The 15,059-nt window shown below is 60.7% G+C and carries 11 protein-coding genes and 1 pseudogene; 4 read left to right on the forward strand and 8 right to left on the reverse strand.

Annotated elements, in window-relative coordinates; all coding sequences use genetic code 11:
* Nucleotides 1-85: 85 nt before the first annotated feature.
* A pseudogene (locus P0D89_RS37720) lies at nt 86-720 on the reverse strand (IS5 family transposase); the annotation flags it as partial.
* Between the two features lie 85 nt (nt 721-805).
* Nucleotides 806-1,024, reverse strand: a complete 219-nt coding sequence (locus P0D89_RS37725; protein ID WP_408378071.1) for a hypothetical protein — start codon at nt 1,022-1,024, stop codon at nt 806-808.
* 413 nt (nt 1,025-1,437) lie between these two features.
* Between P0D89_RS37725 and P0D89_RS37730 the strand changes: the two genes are divergently transcribed.
* On the forward strand, nt 1,438-2,103 hold the full coding sequence (locus tag P0D89_RS37730; RefSeq protein WP_408378073.1) for a Crp/Fnr family transcriptional regulator: 666 nt from the start codon (nt 1,438-1,440) through the stop codon (nt 2,101-2,103).
* Between the two features lie 334 nt (nt 2,104-2,437).
* Here the strand turns inward: P0D89_RS37730 and P0D89_RS37735 are convergent, their stop codons facing one another.
* The 6 genes from P0D89_RS37735 to P0D89_RS37760 all read right to left on the reverse strand — a co-directional run bounded on the left by P0D89_RS37735 (nt 2,438) and on the right by P0D89_RS37760 (nt 9,647).
* Nucleotides 2,438-3,388, reverse strand: coding sequence for a DUF3298 domain-containing protein (locus P0D89_RS37735; RefSeq protein ID WP_408378075.1), 951 nt, complete (start codon nt 3,386-3,388; stop codon nt 2,438-2,440).
* A 497-nt stretch (nt 3,389-3,885) separates the two neighbouring features.
* Complete coding sequence (gene cyoD / locus P0D89_RS37740) at nt 3,886-4,218, reverse strand: cytochrome o ubiquinol oxidase subunit IV (protein ID WP_408378077.1); 333 nt, start codon at nt 4,216-4,218, stop codon at nt 3,886-3,888.
* Nucleotides 4,219-4,836, reverse strand: a complete 618-nt coding sequence (gene cyoC / locus P0D89_RS37745) for a cytochrome o ubiquinol oxidase subunit III (protein ID WP_408378079.1) — start codon at nt 4,834-4,836, stop codon at nt 4,219-4,221. It lies immediately after the preceding gene.
* Nucleotides 4,836-6,821 (reverse strand): cytochrome o ubiquinol oxidase subunit I, encoded by a 1,986-nt coding sequence (gene cyoB / locus P0D89_RS37750; protein ID WP_408378080.1) that lies wholly within the window; start codon nt 6,819-6,821, stop codon nt 4,836-4,838. The genes cyoC and cyoB overlap by 1 nt, the downstream gene beginning before the upstream one ends.
* Before the next feature lie 2 nt (nt 6,822-6,823).
* Entirely contained in the window at nt 6,824-7,717 is an 894-nt protein-coding gene (gene cyoA / locus P0D89_RS37755) for a ubiquinol oxidase subunit II (RefSeq protein WP_408378082.1), read from the reverse strand.
* Nucleotides 7,718-8,087: 370 nt separating this feature from the next.
* The gene (locus P0D89_RS37760) at nt 8,088-9,647 is read right to left on the reverse strand and encodes an NADH-quinone oxidoreductase subunit M (protein WP_408378083.1); all 1,560 of its coding nucleotides are present in this window, start codon (nt 9,645-9,647) and stop codon (nt 8,088-8,090) included.
* Nucleotides 9,648-10,334: 687 nt separating this feature from the next.
* Between P0D89_RS37760 and P0D89_RS37765 the strand changes: the two genes are divergently transcribed.
* The 3 genes from P0D89_RS37765 to P0D89_RS37775 all read left to right on the forward strand — a co-directional run bounded on the left by P0D89_RS37765 (nt 10,335) and on the right by P0D89_RS37775 (nt 14,996).
* The gene (locus P0D89_RS37765; protein ID WP_408378085.1) at nt 10,335-11,105 is read left to right on the forward strand and encodes an ABC transporter ATP-binding protein; all 771 of its coding nucleotides are present in this window, start codon (nt 10,335-10,337) and stop codon (nt 11,103-11,105) included.
* Entirely contained in the window at nt 11,095-13,665 is a 2,571-nt protein-coding gene (locus tag P0D89_RS37770; protein ID WP_408378087.1) for an FtsX-like permease family protein, read from the forward strand. The genes P0D89_RS37765 and P0D89_RS37770 overlap by 11 nt, the downstream gene beginning before the upstream one ends.
* A 152-nt stretch (nt 13,666-13,817) precedes the next feature.
* Nucleotides 13,818-14,996, forward strand: coding sequence for a lipocalin-like domain-containing protein (locus P0D89_RS37775; protein WP_408378088.1), 1,179 nt, complete (start codon nt 13,818-13,820; stop codon nt 14,994-14,996).
* Nucleotides 14,997-15,059: the final 63 nt, after the last annotated feature.

Raw genomic sequence — 15,059 nt, forward strand, 5'->3', positions numbered from 1 at the left:
GAACCGCGATTCGTCCAACCTCGGCGCCGCGATCGAGGTGCGACTGAAACTGCTCACGTGGCTTGAGACGCGTCCAGCAAATCAAGGCGCAAGCCAGAGACAGGAAGGCCTCGTGAACATGAGCGTAGCGTTCGTAGCGACTCTTCAGGCGTCGAAACGAGTGAAGCCATGCAATCGAGCGCTCGACTAGTCATCGCGTTTTGCCGAGACTACTTCCGCGGGGCGAACCGATTTTTGCGAGCACCGGCGTGATGCCGCGTTCTCTCAAGCGTGGTCGATGTGGTTCAGAACTGTAGCCCCGGTCGCCCTGAACGATTTGCGGTCTATGCAGGGGACGCCCCGCTTGCAAAGAATGTGCGGAATTGCCTCGGCCAGCGCATCAAGCTGGATGATGTCGCGGCGGTCTGCCGCGCTCAGGTGACCGTGAGCGGGATACCTTGCACATCGACGATGAGGTGGTGTTTGCTGCCGAGCGTGCGCCGGTCCGTGGGATTCGGGCCGGTTTTTTCCCGCCAGCACGGTACGAATCGATGAGCTGTCGACCAGCGCTCGCGACAAATCGATTTCGCCACGGCGACGCAATTCGGCCAGCAGCGTTTCGTGGGTGCGTTGCCAGACGCCTGCTTGCTGCCGCGCGACTAGCCGTCGCCAGCGCGCTCGTGCAGGCAAAAGCAGTTCGATCAGTAACCAGAAATCGGCGTCAATGCGTTCTTTAGGCATCGCTTCCTGTCGGGCAAAACAAGACAGAAAGCTAACTTCTGTCGTACGCATGACTCGCGGTCATTGGTGTCCCCGGTGCGGCGGCCTAGCTGCGCCAGACAATGCGAAGTGATCCGTGGGTGCCCGCTGACACCCGCGAACGAACCGTCGCTCGAGCGGCGCTATCGTCCTTGATTTGCTGCCCGAGAAGTGCCTCGCGTGCGCGCGTGATCGCGCGGCTCCAGACGTCAATTCCGTGCGGGTCGGTGTGCGGGCACTGCGCCTGCAAGGCTTCCAATACCTGCTGCATGCGGTCGAAGTCCATCGCTGTGGCTCCCGGTTTCGTTATCCCCGGAAAGGGCATAAATCTACGGATAGTCTAGGCGACAGCAATTCTTGGTCCGTGCGGTGCGACACGGAGGCAAACGCTGAAAGGCAGACCGCGGCGGAGATAACCTTCACCGCCAGCTTCTCCCGCAATACTTGCACAGCATTTCAACATCTTTGGGCTTCGAGCCCGTGCACCGGCGCCAATACGGCTTTGCCGCGGCAATGATCAAGAATCGAGCAAGGTCAAACCACGAAGTACCGGGGGCTAGAATTGATCAGCCGCGAACGGCGCTATACATTACAAAAAAAGTACGATTGTTTCAAATATGGCCAAAATGCAACAAATGTTAAAGTCTGAAGAATTCGCGCCGTTATATAAGGCGATGAAAGAACAAAAATCGCGTGCGGATGGAAACACTTCTGAGAGAGCAGCCCCTTTTTGCTACGGCTGATGACGACACAGTAAAGAGAGCCGGCGAGGTGGTCCGGCTCGCCGAATTCGGGCCCGGGGACTACGTCTGTTTTCAGGGCGACCCGCGATCCCCATTTGTGCTCGTTATATCGGGACAATTGCGAACTTCCATCCTCTCCGAGGACGGTCGCGAAATCCCGGTGCGTACGCTCAATCCGGGACATTCGGGCGGAGAAGAGCCGATCCTTCTCAACTCTTCCATTCACGGGAACATCGTGGCCGTCAGGAAAAGTACTGTAGCCCTTTTTAGCCGAGCCCACGCCCGGCAGTTGTTCAATGAGCCCAATGTAGCGCGCGTGTTAAACAACTCCATGGCCATTCGGGTTATGCATCTTATCGAACGTCACGCGGTACAGGGACTACCGCGCGCGGATGCCCGAATCTCAGCTGTCATCGAGTCGGCGATCAACAATGCGGAAAAGGATGAATCGCCCCTGATCGAACTCCCCGACCAGGCGACTATCGCGGCAATGGCAAAAGTCAGCCGCGAAACCGTGTCGCGCGTGCTGAAATCCCTGACCAACCGCGGCGTAATCGCAAAGGAAGGCCGACGGATTCGCGTTCGCGATCGCGTTACGTTGCATACTCTGGCCGCTGGATGACACTGGCCGAGTTTCGTCAAGCTGCATGTGAATGGTTAAGCTGCCGGGGGCCCGACCCGAACCGCTTATCTCGCCGCTAGCGTGAGTTCCGACGGCGGCGGATGCACATAGATCTTCCTTGAGTTGCAACCCGACCAGCACCCCGCGTGCGGGCGAGATCGCGCTAGTCCAGAGGTCAATGTTGTGCGGATCGATGCGTGCAAAGCTTCCACTTCCTGCTGCGTGCGGGCTCTAGCGGTTCATCCGTCGGGGCGTCCAAAGTTGAATGGCGCATGTGGCCCGATGACCGGCCCGCTTGGCGGAGCCTCGCGATTGGGACTTAGTTAGAGCATCATCACGGTACCGGCGCTCCCGGCGCAAGGAAACGATGCAAATCGGTCCAGGGCACGCTCACTTCGAGAATGCCGGACGCGATTGCATCTGCTTCACCGGGGTTGAACGAAATAAGAAGGCCCTCCTTCGTGAAGGACCATGCCGTCGGATCCCGCACGTCTTTGCTGATTCCATCAGTAAAAGAGGGGCCGGCGTTCAACCCCCGCGAGGCGCGATCGCGTAAGAAGGTCTCCCATCCGCTATCCGGCGTGAACAGGTCCTCCGTCTTGAGGCGATGCAGGACTGGCTTGAGCAAGTAGGAAATGTTGCTCATGGTCACGGAACCCGCTCCCGCAGCGCATTGCTCAGTGTGCAACATCTCGACGTTAATAAAATCGGGCGTTGCTGACTGGACTCTGAAGCTCAGGAACTGGTCGCTGGACGTCTCGGCGTCTCCGAAACACCATTTTGTTCGCGCTGTCGCTGCCGATCGGACTATCGCATCATTCCATTGTTCTGCTACCGGGGAAATCGGATGATCGATTCTTGGCAGGCCCGTGTGCTGTTCCAAAGGGATGCCGGTGACTTCTTGCTTCCCGATTGACGTGTAATGGTCAATTCGGCTGAACACGAAGGGACCAATGGAAGTGGCGGCGCTGCGCAGATCGTCAAGCCGGTCGGCGTACTGCCGTCGCAGACAGAAGGTAGGGCTTTCATCCCTCTTGTTGTCAAGACACAGAACTTTCACAACTTTGAGCCACTGTTCCTGCCCGGTGCGCAGGATCATTTTTCCCGGGTCGGAAAGTAATGGCAGAGCCGCATCGTAGCGCTGCGCCATCGCTGCGTCCTGCGCCGATAGCTTCGGATCGGCGCAGACCGTCTTCTCGAAACGGGTTCTGGCATTGCCGCAGTCAAAGCTTGCTGCTGTCGCGATTGATGGCGCCAAACAGGCAACGGACAGGCTGACGAACATTAAGTAACGTCCGTGCCGGGCCTGGTGTCGCTGGATTGCAAAGCGACCTATTGATGTTTGTCGAGTAGCGATCAAGCGCTGACGGACCCACTCGATCATCGCTGCACTGAACGGTAAGGGCTGGATTGCGGACACGCAACGCGCGACAATTGCAGCATGATGATTGGCCGTAGGTGGATAGAGTGATGCGGCGGCCGGCAAAGATGTACGTCTCTGGATAATTGAGACGCATCAAGCATTGGCGGTTTCGGCGCGGCAGGACTATTGGTCGTCGCTCAGACCAACCGGAACGCTATAGCGCGAACCGTCATATTCCATTGTAAAGCTGGCCGGCCTGGCGGCCTTGTCCTTGCTTTCACATTGTTCCCCGACCACCGTCTTGGTCGTGTCGACTGTCTTTTCGCTGACAAGGAGCGTTGCATAACCACCGCGGCCGGCTGGCCCCGCAAGACTTCCGTCTTGCGGGGCTTTCTTTCGGGGCTAAAGCGTTTTGCAGCTTAGCGCGACATCATGTTCATGCTGACGTTATGCATGACCCACAACGTGCCGCCGATCACGATCACAGCGGTCAGCGCCGTGAAAGCGAACGCCGTCACATTCCAGCGCTGCGACGACGACGTATTCATGTGCAGGAAGAACACCAGGTGCACGATGATCTGCACGAACGCGAGGCCCGCAATTGCGAACAGCGCGTTCTGGCCCGTCAACGCTCCGTTCATCACGAGGCCGAACGCCGCGACAGTCAGAATGACAGACAGCACAAAACCCGTCATATAGCTGCCGAAGCTGCCGTGACCTTCACCCGAGTGTGAGTTATGGCTATGGTCCATTTAGATCACGCTCGCAAGATAGACAAAGGTGAAGACGCCGATCCACACGACGTCCAGAAAGTGCCAGAAAAGGCTCAGGCAAGTCAGGCGAATCATGTCGCGTTCAGTCAGGTCGCGATGACGCAGCACCTGAATGGCAAGCACCACCATCCAGATCAGACCGAACGTGACGTGCAGACCGTGCGTGCCGACCAGCGTGAAAAACGACGACAGGAACGCGCTGCGGCTCGGACCCGCGCCTTCGGCGATCAGGTGCGAGAACTCGCGCATTTCCAGCACGAGAAACGCGAGACCGAGCAGAAACGTCACGCCAAGCCAGAACAGCAGCACGCCCTTGCGGTTCTTGTGCGCGCCCAGCATCGCAAAGCCGTAGGTGATGCTGCTCAGCAGCAGCATCGTCGTTTCGAGCGCGACGCCCGGAATCTCGAAGAGATCCTTACCGGTGGGACCACCCGCGAACTGGTGCTGCATCACCGCGAACACCGCGAACAGCGACGCGAAGATGATGCAGTCGGTCATCAGGTACAGCCAGAAGCCGAATACCGAATGCGACGGCGGGTGATCGTCATGATGCGCATCGTGGTGATGCGAGTCTGCCGTAAGAGTGTTGTTTGACATCAATCCACCTCCAACGCGATCGGCGCACCGGCACCGGAGCGTTTCTCTTCAATCGCCGCGACCGTGGCGGCCGGGATGTAAAAGCCTTCGTTCTTCTGGAAGCTGTAAATGATCACAGTACCGATCGCGCCGACCAGACCGATAATCGCGAGCCACCAGATATGCCACACAGCGGCAAAACCCAGCACAAGGGAGAACATCGCCACAACCAGACCCGCGGGCGTGTTCGACGGCATGTGAATGTCGCGATACACCGGCTTCGGCTGATCCTTGCGCAACTTCATTTCAGCGAATGCGTCCAGTTCACGCACGTCCGGAATGATCGCGAAGTTGTACGACGCCGGCGGCGAGCTCGTTGCCCATTCCAGCGTGTGAGCGTCCCACGGATCGCCCGTGACGTCGCGGTTTTGCGGCAGGTTGCGGTCGCGAATGCTGACGACCAGTTGAAGCACCTGGCAAGCGATACCGATCGCGATCAGCACAGCACCGACCCACGCGAACATCAGCCACGGATGCCAATCCGGATTGTCATAGTGATTCAGACGACGCGTCATGCCCATGAAGCCCAGCACGTACAGCGGCGTGAACGCAACCCAGAAACCGATCTGCCAGAACCAGAACGATGCCTTGCCCCACTTCTCATTCAGCTTGAAGCCGAACGCTTTCGGGAACCAGTAGTTCATACCAGCCAGGTAACCGAAGACCACGCCACCAATAATCACGTTGTGGAAGTGAGCGATCAGGAACAGGCTGTTGTGCAGCACGAAGTCCGCGCCCGGAATCGCCATCATCACGCCGGTCATACCGCCGATCGTGAAGGTGACCATGAAGCCGATGGTCCACAGGATCGGCGGCGTAAACTCCAGACGGCCCTTGTAGATCGTAAACAGCCAGTTGAACACTTTCACGCCGGTCGGAATTGCAATGATCATCGTCGCAATACCGAAGAACGCGTTGACATCAGCGCCCGAACCCATCGTGAAGAAGTGGTGCAGCCACACGAGGAACGACAGCACCATGATCGCGCAGGTCGCCCACACCATCGTCTTGTAGCCGAACAGCGGCTTCTTCGCGAAGGTCGCCACGACTTCCGAGAAAATACCGAACGCCGGCAGGATCAGGATGTACACCTCGGGGTGACCCCATGCCCAGATCAGGTTCAGGTACATCATCGCGTTGCCGCCGGCATCGTTCGTGAAGAAGTGCATGCCGAGGTAACGGTCCAGACCGAGCAGCGCGAGCGTGACGGTCAGGATCGGGAACGAGGCCATGATCAGCACGTTCGTGCACAGCGCGGTCCACGTGAACACCGGCATCTTCATGAACGTCATGCCCGGCGCGCGCATCTTGACGATCGTCACGAAGAAGTTCACGCCGGTCAGCAACGTGCCGATACCGGAGAGCTGCAGACTCCACAGGTAATAATCGACCCCGACACCCGGACTAAACTGCAATTCGGACAGCGGCGGATAAGCCAGCCAGCCCGTTTGCGCGAATTCACCGACTACCAGCGAGATGTTGATCAGGATCACGCTGATGGCGGTCATCCAGAAGCTCAACGAGTTGAGGAACGGGAACGCAACATCGCGGGCACCGATCTGCAACGGCACGATGATGTTCATCAGGCCGACCATGAACACCATCGCCATGAAGAAAATCATGATGACGCCGTGCGCGGTAAAGATCTGGTCGTAATGGTGGGGCGGCAAGAAACCTGGCGCGTTATACGACAGCGCTAGCTGGGTACGCATCATGATCGCGTCCGCGAAGCCGCGGAACAGCATGATGAGCGCAACCACGATGTACATCACGCCCAGCCTCTTGTGGTCGACCGACGTGAACCATTCGGTCCACAGGTAGCGCCACTTGCCGAAATAGGTGATCAGACCCAGAACGAGCGCACCGCCGAGGGCGATCCCGGCAGCGGTCACCATGATGATCGGCTCGTGGTACGGGATCGAGTCTAGTGAGAGTTTTCCGAACATGCTTATCCCTTCGGCCCGCAGTTGGCATCCTTCATGTTTTCCATGACGTTGCCGTTGTTATATCGGGCGATGATGTTGTGAAAGAGCTTCGGATCGACCGACGAGAAGTAGCGCACCGGATCCTTCTCGCTCGGCTCTGAGACCGAGTGGTAGCGGTCCATGCTGAGCGTGTCCGACGACGCGCGCACTTTCGCAACCCATGCGTTGAACTCTTCCGGCGACTTGGCGAGCGTACGGAACTTCATGTCCGAGAAGCCCTTGCCGCTGAAGTTCGCCGACGTGCCCGCATAATCGCCGGCCTGGTCAGCGATCAGGTGCAGACGCGTTTGCATTCCTGCCATCGCGTAGATCTGGCCGCCGAGCTGCGGGATGAAGAACGAGTTCATCACCGAGTCCGACGTGATCATGAAGTTCACCGGCGTGCCGACCGGGATCGCAAGCTGGTTCACCGACGCAATACCGAGGTCGGGATAAATGAACAGCCACTTCCAGTCGAGTGCGACGACTTCGACGTTGATCGGCTTGACCTGCGACTCGAGCGGACGGTACGGATCGAGCTCATGCGTGCTCTTCCACGTCAACACGGCCAGGAACAGAATGATCAGCGTCGGAATCGTCCAAACCGCGATTTCGATACCGGTCGAATGGACCCACTTCGGACGGTATTCAGCGCTTTTGTTCGACGCGCGATAGCTCCACGCGAACAGCAGCGTGAGGAAGATCACCGGAACGACCACAACAAGCATGGCCCAGGTCGACGTCGCGATCAGATCACGTTCCGCCAGACCCACACTTCCCTTCGGATTCAGGATATCGAGGTTGCTGCAACCCGAGAGCAGCAACACGAGGCCGATGGATAGGAAACTGTTCGACCCTCGCAGAGTCTTTCCTTTCATATCCATTGCCTCTTTTTTAGGACTTCAACGAACGTCATTCGACGGCTCTCCATTAATAAGCGCTCGCATAGTAGGGGCACGTCGAGTGGCAATAAAGCATCGTTTTTGCAATGGTCTATTGCGTCGCACCCCCGTGCGACACGTTGCCGCACACACCTGCGTGCAAGCGCGGGGCTCAGTACTCCACCACTAAGCACTGAAAAGTTGACGGACCACAAAAAACCCTTGAAAAAAACACCAAAGCGCGACTTGACCTGAAGGTCGAGCCGCGCAGGAACCACGCAAGGGTTTCGAGTAGATGCGAAAAGAGGCGTCAGCAAAGCAGCATCCGCGAGTCGCACATGCTGCATCCGCGCAACACCTCGCGCCCTCAGCCCGGCGTGCGGACCGCGGTGGCGACCGGTGCGGGCGCCGCTGCCTGCAGATGCTCGCCGCCGTCAGCCGGCGCGGAGTCGTCTGCAGGATTAGCCGAGCGCTCCGATTGCGCGAGCAGCGTGCCGACCGACGGATCGATCGCATCGGTGAACGGCTTCGGATCGAGACCGATCGCCAGCACCAGCAACGCCATCGCGCCGAGCAGCACGAACTCGCGCTTGCCGAGGTCCTTCAGTTTCGCGACGCGCGCATTGGCGATCGCGCCGAAGATCACGCGCTTGTACATCCACAGCGTGTAGGCCGCGCTCAGGATCAACGTGGAAGCGGCGATTGCGCCAATCCAGAAGTTGAAGCGGATTGCCCCCATCAGCACCATGAACTCGCCGACGAAACCCGACGTGCCCGGCAGGCCGATATTGGCCATCGAGAACAGCATCACGAACGCGGCGAAGCGCGGCATGGTGTTGGCGACGCCGCCGTACTCGGCGATCGATGCAGTCCTGGTGCGGTCGTAGAGCATGCCCGTGCACAACAGCATCGCGCCGGACACCACGCCGTACGACAGCATCTGCACGATCGCGCCGGCCTGGCCGATGCGGTTGAAAACGAACAGGCCGAGCGTCACGAGACCCATGTGCGCCACCGTCGAATACGCGAGCAGACGGCGCATGTCAGTTTGCACGAGCGCGAGCAGGCTCGAATAGATCACGGCAACCAGCGACAGCGTGATCATCATCGGCGCGAAGAAGTGGCTCGCCTGCGGTGCGATCGGCAACGCGAAACGCAACAGACCGTAGCCGCCAAGCTTCAGCATGCCGATCATCACGGCGGCGCCGGTCGGGCCGTCGAGGTGGACGTCGGGCAGCCACGTATGCAGCGGCCACATCGGCACCTTCACGCCGAACGCAGCGAGGAAGCCGAGGAAGATCAGGATCTGCGGCATCGTGCCGAGGTGCGTTTCACGCCACAGTGCGAGGTCGAAGCTGTGCGTCTGGCTGTACAGATACAGCATCGACATCAGCATCATCAGCGAGCCGAGGAACGACACGAAGAAGAACTTCACTGCCGCATACGAACGGTTCGACTGGCCCCACGTGCCGATCAGCAGATACAGCGGGATCAGCGTCGCTTCGAACGAGATGAAGAACAGCATGCCGTCGAGCGACGTGAAGACGCCCTGCATGAAGCCCGACAACATCAGGAACGCGCCGAAGTACTGGGCGGTGCGCTGGGTGATCGATTCCCACGACGCGACCACGATGATGATCGTGGTGAGCGCGGTCAGCGCGACTAGCCACAGCGAAATCCCGTCCACTCCCAAATGCCACGCGATGTCGAACGTCGGCGACCAGCGGACGTTCTCGACGAACTGCATCGACGTGACGTCGTTGCGGAAATTCGCGACCAGCGGAATCACCGGCAGGAAACCTGCGACCGCGCCGGCCAGCGCGAGCCAACGGGTGCGACTGCGTGCCGCGTCGGATCCGGCTCGCAAGACGACCAATCCAGCGACAATGGGGATCCAGATGAGAAGACTAAGAAGAGGCAATGGCATGTGCTCTGTCGAAAACTTTAAGTACGAAACGCCCCATCAAGGCCTTCAAAAAAAGAAAGCATTGGAATGGACTTGTAAGTTGGATTTCGCTGAATTTGAAGCGCGAGCGGCGGTTTCCGCTACACGTTTACCCGCAGTCGAATGACCAAGGGTGGGAGATTACCAAGATAAGAGTACTTTTGCAGCGCAACAACGCTGCAATGCCCGTCACAATACATTGTTGCAACGTATGCCCTTGCGAAACGCATGAAAATGTGCGTTCGCACAAATCTTGTGCGGCACGGCACGAGCCATGATATTTACAAACAAAAGCCGGCAAATTGGCGCCAAATTAGCCACTCTTGCATTCGCAGTTTCATTCAAGCGCCACCGCGGAATAGACCATGCTAGCGATGGGGCGCTGCCCGGGTGCCGATTTCACGCCCGGGCGAAAACTCCGGCCTTTCACGAACAGAAATTTTTTTTGGTCCGGCACTCTAATCGGCGGCGGCTAACACCCGAAAAATACCCACGCATTTTCACCCGCCCGACCGTCCAAACCGATGAACCGGTGACCCGCGCCGCTTCCGTACTCCTTACAGATGTCGCACAAACTTCGCCGATTTGCATGCAGACCTGCCCGTAAGCAGGCACACTTTCCTGTCCCGCCGGGTATTGCCTTCGCCGGCCAGATTTCCTGGATACCGCATGACGCTTCGTGACGAAGTTGCCGTTCCCGCACTCGAATGCCGCGGATTGAGCAAACAATACGGCGCGGGCCGTATAGTGCTGGCGAACCTCGACTTCACGCTCGGGCCGGGTGAATTCGTCGCGATCATGGGCGACTCGGGCGTCGGCAAATCGACGCTCCTCAATCTGATCGCCGGGCTCGACAGCGCGGATAGCGGCGACGTGATCATCGACGGCAACTCGGTCACGCGGCTCGACGACAATGCGGCAACCCGTCTGCGCCGCCGCAAGCTCGGCTTCGTGTTCCAGGCCTTTCACGTGCTGCCTCATCTGACGCTCGCGCAAAACGTGGCGCTGCCGCTGCTGCTCAATGATCTGCCCACGGCCGGCGCACTCGACATGCTCGCGGCGGTCGGCCTGGGCGGCCGCGGCGACGACTTTCCGCGGCAACTCTCCGGCGGTGAACTGCAGCGTGTCGCGATTGCGCGGGCGCTCGTGCATCGTCCCAAACTGATCCTCGCCGACGAACCCACGGGCAATCTCGATCCCGATACCGCACACGACGTGCTCGGCCTGTTCCGCGCGCAAAGCAAGGCGACCGGCGCGGCCACGATCATGGTGACGCACTCGAAAGCGGCGGCGGCCGTCGCTGACCGCATCCTGATTCTGAGCGACGGCGGCTTGCACGCGGAGTCGGCGGAATCTACGGACTCCTGGAAATCCGCGTCGTCCAACCCGTCGTCTCTCACGCGCAGCTGCCCCGCCCGCTCAGCCGACGATGCGCGCTGACCTCCGCCCCTTGCTGCGCACGCAGGGACACCGCGTTCTCGCACGCTGGCTGCTAGGCGCCGAATGGCGCAGCCATCGCGGGCGCGCGCTGGTTGCCGTTGCGACGATCGCGCTCGGCGTCGCGCTGGGTTACGCAGTGCAGCTGATCAACAGCGCGGCCTTCAACGAATTCTCGGCGGCTGCCCGCAGTCTTTCGGGTGAAGCCGATCTGCAGGTGCGCGGCGCGCAGCCCTGGTTCGACGAATCGATCTATCCACGTCTGTCGACTGAACCCGGTGTGGCACTTGCGAGCCCCGTGCTCGCACTCGATGTCGCGGTGCCGGGCCGCAACGCCGCGCTGCCGGTTCTCGGCATCGATGTGTTCAAGGCGAGCCGTATCGCGCCCGATCTGGTCGGCGTGCCGTCGCCGGACCGGCCGTTCGATACGCTCGCGTCCGATACGGTGTTTCTCTCATCGGCCGCACAGCAATGGCTGAACGTAAAAGCCGGCGACGACGTCGCGCTGCAAAGCGGCACGTCGATCGTGCGCTTGCGCGTGGCGGGCGGCCTCGTGAGGACGCGTCCGGGTCAACGGCTCGCCGTCATGGATATCGCCGCGACTCAGTGGAAATTCGACAAGGTGGGCAAGCTGTCGCGCGTCGATCTGCAGCTCGAGCGCGGTGTCGATCGCGAACGCTTCAGGCGCGATCTGCAGGCGCGGCTCGGCAAGCAGTGGGTGATCGCCGAAGCGCGCGACGCCGAAAGCCGCACCGATCGACTGTCGCGTGCCTATCGGATCAATATGAACGTACTCGCGCTGGTGGCCCTCTTCACCGGCGCGTTCCTTGTGTTTTCGACACAGGCGCTGGGCGTCGTGCGGCGTCGCGCGCAGTTCGCCATGCTGCGCGTGCTCGGACTGACGCGCGGTCAACTGCTGCGGCAGATCCTGCTGGAAGGCGCGCTGCTGGGGCTGCTCGGCTCGCTGGGCGGACTCGCGCTCGGCTATGCGTTGGCAAGCGGCGCGCTGCGCTTTTTCGGCAGCGATCTCGGGGGCGGCTACTTCCCTGGCGTGCAGCCACAGGTGGGTTTCGAACCGCTGGCTACCGCGGTGTTCCTGATGCTCGGCATCGCGGCGTCGGTCATGGGCAGCCTGGCGCCCGCGCTCGAAGCGGCACGCGCAAGGCCTGCGGCTGCGCTCAAGGCAGGCGCCGAGGAAAGCGCATTGACCCGTCTCGCCACGCCGTGGCCCGCTTTGATATGCCTGCTGGGCGCCGCCGTTCTTACGCAATCGCCGCCGTGGTTCGATGCGCCGATTGGCGGCTATGTCGCCGTCGCGCTGCTGCTGATCGGCGGAATCGCGCTGATGCCGCGCGTAACCGCGCTGATATTCGGCGCGGCAAGCCGTGCATTTGCCGCACGACGTCGCGCGGGGACCGCGAGCACGCTCGCGATGGCGCGTCTCGCGAATGCGCCAGGGCACGCAGCGATCGCCATGGGTGGCGTGTTGTCGAGCTTCGCGCTGATCGTCGCGATGGCGATCATGGTGGCCAGCTTCCGCGTGTCGGTCGAAGACTGGCTAGCCCATCTGCTGTCTGCCGATCTCTACGTACGCGCGGCGCCGAACGGCGATACCGGCGGCTTGCGGCCCGACGAGCAGGCGTTGCTGGCGGCCATGCCCCACATCAAGACCGCCGCATTTGCCCGCATTTCGCATCTCACGCTCGATCCGGCGCGGCCGGACGTCGCCGTGCTTGCGCGCGAAATCAACGCTGACGATCCGGGCGCGACGCTGCAGATGACCGGTGCGATACTGCCGACATCCGAACTTCGAGCAGGCGAAACACCTGTTTGGGTATCCGAAGCAATGGTCGACCTGTATGGATACCGGCTCGGTCAGCGAGTGCAATTGCCGCTGGGCGACAGCGGACATGTGTTCGTCGTTGCCGGCGTGTGGCGCGATTACGTGCGCCAAAGCGGCGCGATCCAGATACGGCTCGCCGATTACCGGCGCCTCACCGCCGACATGAGTGCGACCGATGTCGCCATGACTGTTCAGCGAGGCACGCCCGTCGAACACGTGATTGCGGGGCTGCGCGCACTGCCCTTCGGCGCTTCGTTGGACCTGTCGCTGCCGGGCGAGATTCGCACGCGCACGCTCGTGATCTTCGATCGAAGCTTTGCGGTCACCTATCTGCTCGAGGCGGTCGCCATCGTGATCGGGCTGTTCGGCGTCGCGGCGACGTTTTCGGCGCAGACGCTCGCGCGGGCACGCGAGTTCGGCATGTTGCGGCACGTCGGCGTGACCCGCGCGCAGGTCCTCGCGATCCTTGCGCTGGAAGGCGTCATGCTCACGGCTTGCGGTATTGCGATGGGCTTTGTGCTTGGATTCGCGATCAGTCTGATTCTCGTGTTCGTCGTCAATCCGCAATCGTTTCATTGGAGCATGTCGCTGCACGTGCCATGGACCGTGCTGGCGACGGTCGCGTTGGTGATGCTGGTTTCGTCGTGCTCGACAGCGGTGATCGCCGGACGCAGCGCGGTGTCGGTGGATGCGGTGCGCGCGGTGAAGGAGGATTGGTGATGCGATGGGTGTCGCGTGAGTTGGCGAAACGACCGGGGTGTGAAGGGGCGACGCGCTCTGATGTGACCGCCGCATCTTGCGTGGCTCTGCGCCGACTCGCGCCTTGTACTGCGCTCTCAGCGCGCGAAATACCCTCGCCTCGCGTCAAGGTGATGTCGCTCGGCATCTCACGCCGGGAAATTGCTTTAACGCAAGGCCTCTACGCGGGCGCAACGAGTCTCCGGCGATTGCGACCTCGCCTTCGCAGTTTGCTTTGCGCCGGCCTGCTCGCTGCGTCGTCCGCGTTCGCCGCACCCGCCGAATTTGCCGCAGTCACACCGGACCACCCGATCGCGCTGCCCCAGGACAGCGGCGCGCACCCGGCTTTTCGCACCGAATGGTGGTACGCAACGGGTTGGCTCACGACGCCGGACAATCAGCCGCTGGGTTTTCAGATCACGTTTTTCCGTTCGGCAACGGGCCACGATGCCGCCGATCCGAGTGCTTTTGCGCCTTCGCAGTTGGTCATTGCGCACGCGGCATTGAGCGATCCTGCTTTCGGGCATCTTGCCCACGATCAGCGTATTGCCCGTCAAGGGTTCGGGCTTGCTTATGCACAGCCAGGCAATACCGACGTCAAGCTCGACGCCTGGAAAATCATTCGCGCAGCGGACGGTCATTACGATGTAAATGTCGACGCCGACGGCTTCTCGCTGCATCTCGCGTTGACACCGACGCAAGCGCCATTGATCCAAGGTGAGCGCGGCTATTCCCGCAAAGGTCCGCGGCCGGAGCAGGCGAGCTATTACTACAGTGAACCGCAATTGCGCGTGACAGGCAGCGTGGTGCGTCCGAACGCAGCGGGAAGTACATCGCACGGGAATACTGCGGTAAGCGGCATGGCGTGGCTGGATCACGAGTGGTCGAGCACGCTGCTCGACGCCAATGCGGTCGGATGGGATTGGCTAGGGGTCAATCTCGCTGACGGTTCAGCCTTAATGGCATTCAAGGTACGCGGCCGCGATGGACACGCCATGTGGGCGCATGCGGCCCTTCGTAATCCAGCAGGTCGTGTGACGACATTCGGCCCTGATCAGGTCGACTTTACGCCGGTTCGCACCTGGCGCTCGCCGCGCACGAACGCATCGTACCCCGTCTCGATGAGCGTTAAAGCCGGCACGCTGACATGGCGGCTCGATCCGCTGATGGATGATCAGGAACTCGATTCGCGGCAATCGACCGGTGCGGTGTATTGGGAAGGTGCGGTGCAGGTGAGTGGCGACGGGGCGTATGTGGGCCGGGGCTATCTGGAGCTGACCGGTTACGCCAACGCGCTGCGGATCGGGAAGTAGTAGTGGCGTGCGGGGAGAGGATGGAGTGCGGTTTCGCAGCAGTTTTCTGCCCTTCCGTGCACC

Origin of the sequence: Paraburkholderia sp. RL18-085-BIA-A (assembly GCF_046027075.1) — a bacterium.
GTDB lineage: Bacteria > Pseudomonadota > Gammaproteobacteria > Burkholderiales > Burkholderiaceae > Paraburkholderia.